We start from the raw sequence: 6616 nt of genomic DNA, 5'->3' as shown, positions 1-6616 counted from the left end.
ATACTATAACTCCTGTTGTTCCACATACTTTTGATAATTCTTCTACAGCTATGATGTAGGATAATACATCTCCACCTGCTCCACCATATTCTTTTGGTATTGGAATACCCATCATACCAAGTTTAGCCATCTTTTCTACGTTTTCCATAGGAAATCTTTCTGTTTCATCAATTTCTGCGGCAATTGGCTTTACTTCTGTTTCAGCAAACTCTCTTACCATTTGTCTTACAAATTCTTGTTCTCTAGTTAATGCAAAATTCATTTATTCTTACCTCCTATTAAATATTTATATTAATAAAACATCTTGTTTGTTAAATAACTAACTTTATTAAAGTGATTTATATTAAACTACTCCCATAACAGCAAAGATTATTACTATTACAGTAGATAATATTGGAAGCACTAAGGAAACCATACCTATATCCAAATAAGATTCTTTATGTGTCATTCCACATATAGCCAATAATGTTATAACTGCTCCATTATGTGGTAGGGTATCTAATCCACCACAAGCTAAAGTTGCTATTCTATGCAGTACTTGTGGGTTTATTCCCATCTCTAAAGCCATTTCTAAGTAAGTTGATCCCAATGTTCCAAGAGCTATACTCATACCACCAGAGGCTGAACCAGTAATTCCTGCAAGTATATTAACAGATAAAGCTTCTGCAATAATCGGATTACTTGATATACCAAGTATAGCAGTCTTCACTATACCAAAAGCTGCTAAGGATTGAATAACATTCCCATATCCAACTTCTGATGCTGTATTAACTATTGCTAACAATGATCCTATAGCTCCATCATTTAAACTTCCTTTAACTTCTTTAAATCTCTTATAGTTTAAGGCTATTGCAGTAATTATAGATATTACTAAAGATATTATTAAACTCCATCCCCCTGCAAGAGTAGATAAAGTAGTATTATATGGTTTCTGTGTTAAATAACTTCCATCATATCTTCCTTCTACAAACACAAATCTAGATAATATTAGATTAATCACAAGTACTAGGATTATAGGTAATATTGATGATATAAAAGGAGGCAAATCCTCTTCCTTAAATCCTTCAACTATACCTGCTGAGTGTTCACCATATCCTTCTCCATTTGCTTTAGCTTTCTTAGCTCTATAAGTCAGCCAAGTCATTCCAAAGCCTCCCATTAATAATGCACCAATTATCCCTAGTATAGGAGCAGCATATGCATCAGTTCCAAAGAAAGGCATTGGTATAGCATTTTGAATTTGTGGTGTACCTGGTAATGCTGTCATAGTAAATGTAAACGCACCTAATGCTATAGTTCCAGGTATAAGCCTTTTAGGAATATCTGCTTCTATAAATAAAGCAACTGCTATTGGATAAACTGCAAAGGCAACAACAAATAGTGATACTCCTCCATAGGTTAATATTGCACAAGATAAAACTACTGCAATCATAGCTTTATCTTTTCCTAACTTTTTAGCTATGTTATGAGAAATTGATTTTGCTGCTCCTGAATCATCCATTATTTTCCCAAAGATAGCTCCTAATAAAAATATTGGAAAGTATGCTTTACAATATCCTGCAAATGATTTCATAAATATTTCTGTATAAGTTGCCATTAATGGTACTCCATCGCCACCAATAGTACTTATCAATGCTGCTAATAATGATAATATCGGTGCCAGAATTAGTACGGTTATTCCCCTATATGCTAAGTACATAAGTAAAACTAGTGATAATATAATTCCTATTACTCCTAACATTTAGCTCACCTCTTCAACTCCATTATTTTTATTAATTCCCATTAATTTATCTAAAAAAATTTTTTCATCCATTAACTTTAAATCCTCATCAATAATTGGTTTAAACTCCATTTGTTCTAATACATCTTTTTCCAAACTAATTCCTGGAGCAATTTCCTTTAATACAAGCCCTCTATTTTCTAATTTAAATACCGCTCTTTCTGTTATATACAAGACAGATTGTCCAATTTCATTAGCATACTCTCCACTAAATGTGATTTGCTCTACATGTTTAAGGAATTTTTTAACCTTTCCCTCTTTTTCTATAATTAATTTTCCATCCTCTACTTTTACTCTTAATCCTCCCGCTGTGAAAGTACCACAGAATATCATATTTTTTGAATTCTGAGATATATTTATAAATCCACCACAACCCGGAATTACAGTGCCAAATTTACTTACATTTATATTCCCATATTTATCACATTGAGCTAACCCTAAAAATGCTGAATCCAATCCACCGCCATCATAAAAATCAAATTGATATCCTTGATCTAGTATTGCCTCTACATTTGTTGAGGCCCCAAAACTTAGTCCTCCTGCGGGAATCCCTCCAACTGGCCCCGCCTCTACAGTTAAGGTTAAGCTATCTCCTATTCCTTCTTCATTTGCTACAATAGACACCCCTTCTGGAATTCCTATTCCTAAATTTACTATAGAGTCTTTTTCAAGTTCTTTAACTGCTCTTCTAGATATTATTTTTCTTTCATCTAAAGGAAGGGATTTTATATCACTTAGAGGAATCTTCACTTGTCCACTATAGGATGGATTATATTTTTCTGAGAAAGTCTGAAAATTATTTTCTTCCCTTCCTACTACAACAGCATCTACATATATACTAGGTATTTTTACTAATTTAGGATCTAAGGTTCCATTCTCTACAACCTTTTCAACTTGTACAATTACCTTTCCTCCTGAATTTTTTACAGCTTGAGCAATGGACAGCACTTCTAAAGTCACTGCTTCCTTTTCTAAAGAAACATTACCTTTTTCATCAGCATAGGTTCCCTTTAAAAGTGCAATATTAATAGGCATTGATTTATATAGAAGTTTTTCTTGTCCTTCTATTGCTATTACCTTAACTATGTCTTCCTTAGTTTTTTCATTTAACTTTCCACCTTCAAGTCTTGGATCTACAAAAGTTTTTAATCCTACATGGGTTATAGTTCCAACCTTTCCTGCTGCTATATCCCTAAATAGATGAGTTATAACTCCCTGTGGTAAATTATAAGCTTCTATCTTATTTTCAACAGCTAACTTTTGAAGTTTAGGAACTAATCCCCAATGTCCTCCAATCACTCTTCTTACTAATCCCTCATATCCTAAATGATTTAACCCTTTTTCTTTTGAATCTCCTTGTCCTGCTGCATAAATTAGTGTTAATTTGTTAGGTGATCCTTTTTCTAAAAAATTTCTTTCTAATTCACTAGTAAGTTCTTCCGGATGCAAAGATCCAACAAATCCTCCAACAGCAACAACATCTTCGTTTTTAATCATTGAAATAGCTTCTTCAACTGTTTTAACTTTTAAACTCATATATAAATTCCTCCCCTTAAAACATTTACAATATATTTAAAAGCAATTATTATGCCAACATAATATTCTTTATTTTATTAATTATTTATTGCGGGATGAATGAATTTTTTATATATTTTTTACATTTAACTTGGTAGATAATAGCGAATCTTCTGACTAATGTTTATATTTCCGTACATATTTAGAATTGAACAGATAAAAATGTAGTGTTTTCCTTACATTTGACTTTCTAATGTTGTTTTTTTGTACTTGTTACCTTACATCTTTACAATATATTGAAATTTCTAAATTGCTATATTATGTTTAGCTATCTTTTCATACAAAGAGGTTCTACTTATATTCAGCTTCTTAGCTGCTAATGTTTTATTCCAATTACAATAAATTAGTGTTTCTAATATAATATCTTTTTCTACTTGATTAATCAGTTTATTTAAATCAGAATCTTCTACTATATATTTATTACTTACTATATTTCCAGGAAAATGTTTAGGTTCAATCATTTCGTTATGCTCAACTAAATTAACTGCTCTTTCTATTATGTTTTCTAATTGTCTTACTCCTCCCTCCCATTTATAATTCATTAAACAACTCATAGCCTCTTTAGAAAAAGATTTTGTTTTTTTACCTAGCTTTTTAGATATTTTTTCTAATAAATACTCTGATAAAATCTTTATATCTTCTCTCCTTTCTCTTAAAGGTGGTATATTCACAGTTACTACATTTAATCTATAATATAAATCTTCCCTGAATTCCCCTTCTTTTATCATCTTTTCTAAATCTCTATTAGTTGCTGAAATTACTCTCACATCAATTTTTTTGCTTCTTGTTGCCCCTATTCTTTCCACTTCTCTTTCTTGTAGTACTCTTAATAGTTTAGCCTGCATATGTAAAGGCATATCTCCTATTTCATCTAAAAAAATAGTTCCTCCATCTGCTAATTCAAATTTCCCTATCTTCCCCTCTTTCTTAGCCCCTGTAAAAGCTCCTCCCTCATAACCAAATAGCTCCGATTCCAAAAGATCTCTTGGTATAGCTGCACAATTTAATTTTATAAAGTTTCCATATACTCTTTCACTTTCCATATGTATAGCATGTGCAAAAAGCTCCTTTCCTGTACCACTCTCTCCCCTTATCAATACATTAGAATTTGTCTTTGCTGCTTTCTTAGCTAAATCCTTGGTTTTATTGATTTTGTCACTTTTTCCGATTATATTATCAAATGAGTATGATGCACTATTACTTTCATCAAATTGTCCTTTATACTTTTTATACTCATTTTCAATATTTCTTATTTTCTTATATAATAAATCTAATTCCTTTATATTTTTAAATAAAACCTTACCTGCTACCGCTACTAGCTCTCCATTTTCTATTACAGGTATTCTATTGGCTATCATATACTTTCCTTTAACTTTTTGAAGCTGAGCTGTTTCAGCTATTCCCGTTTTAGCAACTATATGCATTCTTGTACTTTCTATCACCTCTGTAACATGCTTACCTATAGATCTTTCTTGATCTACACCTAAAAAATCAGCATAAGTTTTGTTTATCATAGTTATATATCCATACTTATCTATAACTACTAGTCCATCGTAAGCTAATTCTAGTATGAAGCTTAATATTTTTAAGTTTTTTTCCTTAGCTTTAAGCTCTTCATACATAACATCTATGACATTAGCATCAATTAATGTAATTAGAAACTCCTTCATACACTCTTCTTTTAATGATATTACTTCCATATTTAATTTTTTATTATTTAGTTTTATTTTTCTTTTAGTACTACTATTAATTAAATCTTTCATATTAAAGCACGGTATTAATTGTTGTATATGATTATAAGAATATTCTCTAGCACATAGTATTTTTCTACACTCATCACTCATAAATTGGATTTCTCCTAGATTATTAATTATTATAGCACCTACCCTTATACTGTAATCACAATATTTGTTCACTTTTGAAAACATAAACGCTCGCCTCCTAAACACTTTTTAGTTTTATCTAATACAAAAAAACTATCCCATAAATTATGAGATAGTTTTTTTATATTATATCATTTCTTTGGTGGCATTACTTTAGCCTGTCCTTCCACTACTACTTTTCCATCTTCATTTATGACTACTGTTTTTAATATCAATCTATTTCTTTCTTCATTTCTTTCAATAACTTCCACAGTAGCTGTAACAGTATCCCCTATCTTTACTGGAGCTACAAATTTTAAGTCTTGTGATAAATAAATAGTACCTGGCCCTGGAAGATACATTCCTAGTACTGTAGATATTAAACTTGAAACTAGAATTCCATGACATATTCTACCTTTAAACATGGTCTTTTCTGATTCAATTTGATTGACATGAGCTGGATTTAAATCTCCAGAAATACCTGCAAATAAATATACATCTGTTTCCGTTAAGGTTTTAGTGAAAGAAGCTTTATCTCCAATCTTAATAGTCTCTATAGTTTTTCCAACCATAATAATACCTCCTATTTGTTAATTTAAAATTATCCATCTACTAAATTACAAACGCAAGTATTATGCCAATTAATCATTAACAAAAATAAATCTAAGCTTAAAAATCGCCATATCAGGATTTATTCCTTTTAATATGGCGATTTTATAATTAATAACATATTCTATTTTTTCCTAATCCTTTGGCCTTATAAAGAAAATTGTCTGCAGCATCTATAATTTCTTTGCAACTTTCATTAGAGTATTCTTTTACTCCACCACTTATAGTTATTTTTAATGATCTAAAAAATTCTAACCCCTCTATGGATTTTCTTATTCTTTCAGATACTCTAATAGCCTCAGATAATTTGGTATTATTAAATATTATTATAAACTCTTCTCCTCCAAATCTACCAACATAATCATTTTTCCTTATATTTTTTTTAATTTCTTTAGATATTTTTATAAGTATTTCATCTCCAAAAACATGTCCAAAATTATCATTAACACTTTTAAAATCATCTATATCTATCATTAATATACAAAATGTTTCCCCCTTGCAATTAGAATATTTAATTTGCCTTTCTATTATTTCTATTATAGTTCTATAATTATAAACCTTTGTAAGACAATCCTCCATACTTATTTCTTTTAAAAACTTATTTTTTTCAATTAAACTTATTTCCGTCTCCTTTAGATTTTGTGTAAGTTTTTCTAACTCTTTAATCCTTTCAACTAGCTGTTCTCTTGACCAGCTAGTATAATAACTCCATTCAATCACCTTTTCATTGTCAACCATAATTCCCCACCCTTTTTAAATGTTTTTTAACCTTATAAAAACACCTAAGGTA

At 30.1% G+C, this 6616-nt stretch carries 6 protein-coding genes; all 6 read right to left on the bottom strand.

The window, feature by feature from the left end; all coding sequences use genetic code 11:
* Positions 1 to 262: acyl-CoA dehydrogenase family protein (locus B5D21_RS10990; protein WP_200809740.1), on the bottom strand; the 262-nt coding region annotated here is incomplete at its 3' end.
* A gap of 81 nt (positions 263 to 343) precedes the next feature.
* The gene (locus B5D21_RS10985) at positions 344 to 1741 is read right to left on the bottom strand and encodes a GntP family permease (RefSeq protein ID WP_011098978.1); all 1398 of its coding nucleotides are present in this window, start codon (positions 1739 to 1741) and stop codon (positions 344 to 346) included.
* Positions 1742 to 3316 carry an acyl CoA:acetate/3-ketoacid CoA transferase gene (locus tag B5D21_RS10980; RefSeq protein ID WP_011098977.1) on the bottom strand — a complete coding sequence of 525 codons (1575 nt, stop codon included), beginning with the start codon at positions 3314 to 3316 and terminating at the stop codon, positions 1742 to 1744.
* A 284-nt stretch (positions 3317 to 3600) separates the two neighbouring features.
* A complete protein-coding gene (locus tag B5D21_RS10975) occupies positions 3601 to 5283 on the bottom strand; it encodes a sigma-54 interaction domain-containing protein (protein WP_023437544.1) in 1683 nt (560 codons plus the stop codon).
* 86 nt (positions 5284 to 5369) lie between these two features.
* A complete protein-coding gene (locus tag B5D21_RS10970) occupies positions 5370 to 5789 on the bottom strand; it encodes a MaoC family dehydratase (RefSeq protein WP_011098975.1) in 420 nt (139 codons plus the stop codon).
* A gap of 148 nt (positions 5790 to 5937) precedes the next feature.
* A complete protein-coding gene (locus tag B5D21_RS10965) occupies positions 5938 to 6564 on the bottom strand; it encodes a GGDEF domain-containing protein (RefSeq protein ID WP_011098974.1) in 627 nt (208 codons plus the stop codon).
* Between the last annotated feature and the right edge of the window lie 52 nt (positions 6565 to 6616).

Origin of the sequence: Clostridium tetani, from assembly GCF_900167265.1 — a bacterium.
Lineage (GTDB): Bacteria > Bacillota > Clostridia > Clostridiales > Clostridiaceae > Clostridium_G > Clostridium_G tetani.
Note: the sequence above shows the minus strand (reverse complement) of the source record. Positions and strands in the feature narration are given on the sequence as shown.

Bases quoted from the DNA above. Each gene is read 5' to 3' on its own strand.
- B5D21_RS10985 (WP_011098978.1), bottom strand. From the start codon at position 1,741: ATGTTAGGAGTAATAGGAATTATATTATCACTAGTTTTACTTATGTAC.
- B5D21_RS10980 (WP_011098977.1), bottom strand. From the start codon at position 3,316: ATGAGTTTAAAAGTTAAAACAGTTGAAGAAGCTATTTCAATGATTAAA.
- B5D21_RS10975 (WP_023437544.1), bottom strand. From the start codon at position 5,283: ATGTTTTCAAAAGTGAACAAATATTGTGATTACAGTATAAGGGTAGGT.
- B5D21_RS10970 (WP_011098975.1), bottom strand. From the start codon at position 5,789: ATGGTTGGAAAAACTATAGAGACTATTAAGATTGGAGATAAAGCTTCT.
- B5D21_RS10965 (WP_011098974.1), bottom strand. From the start codon at position 6,564: ATGGTTGACAATGAAAAGGTGATTGAATGGAGTTATTATACTAGCTGG.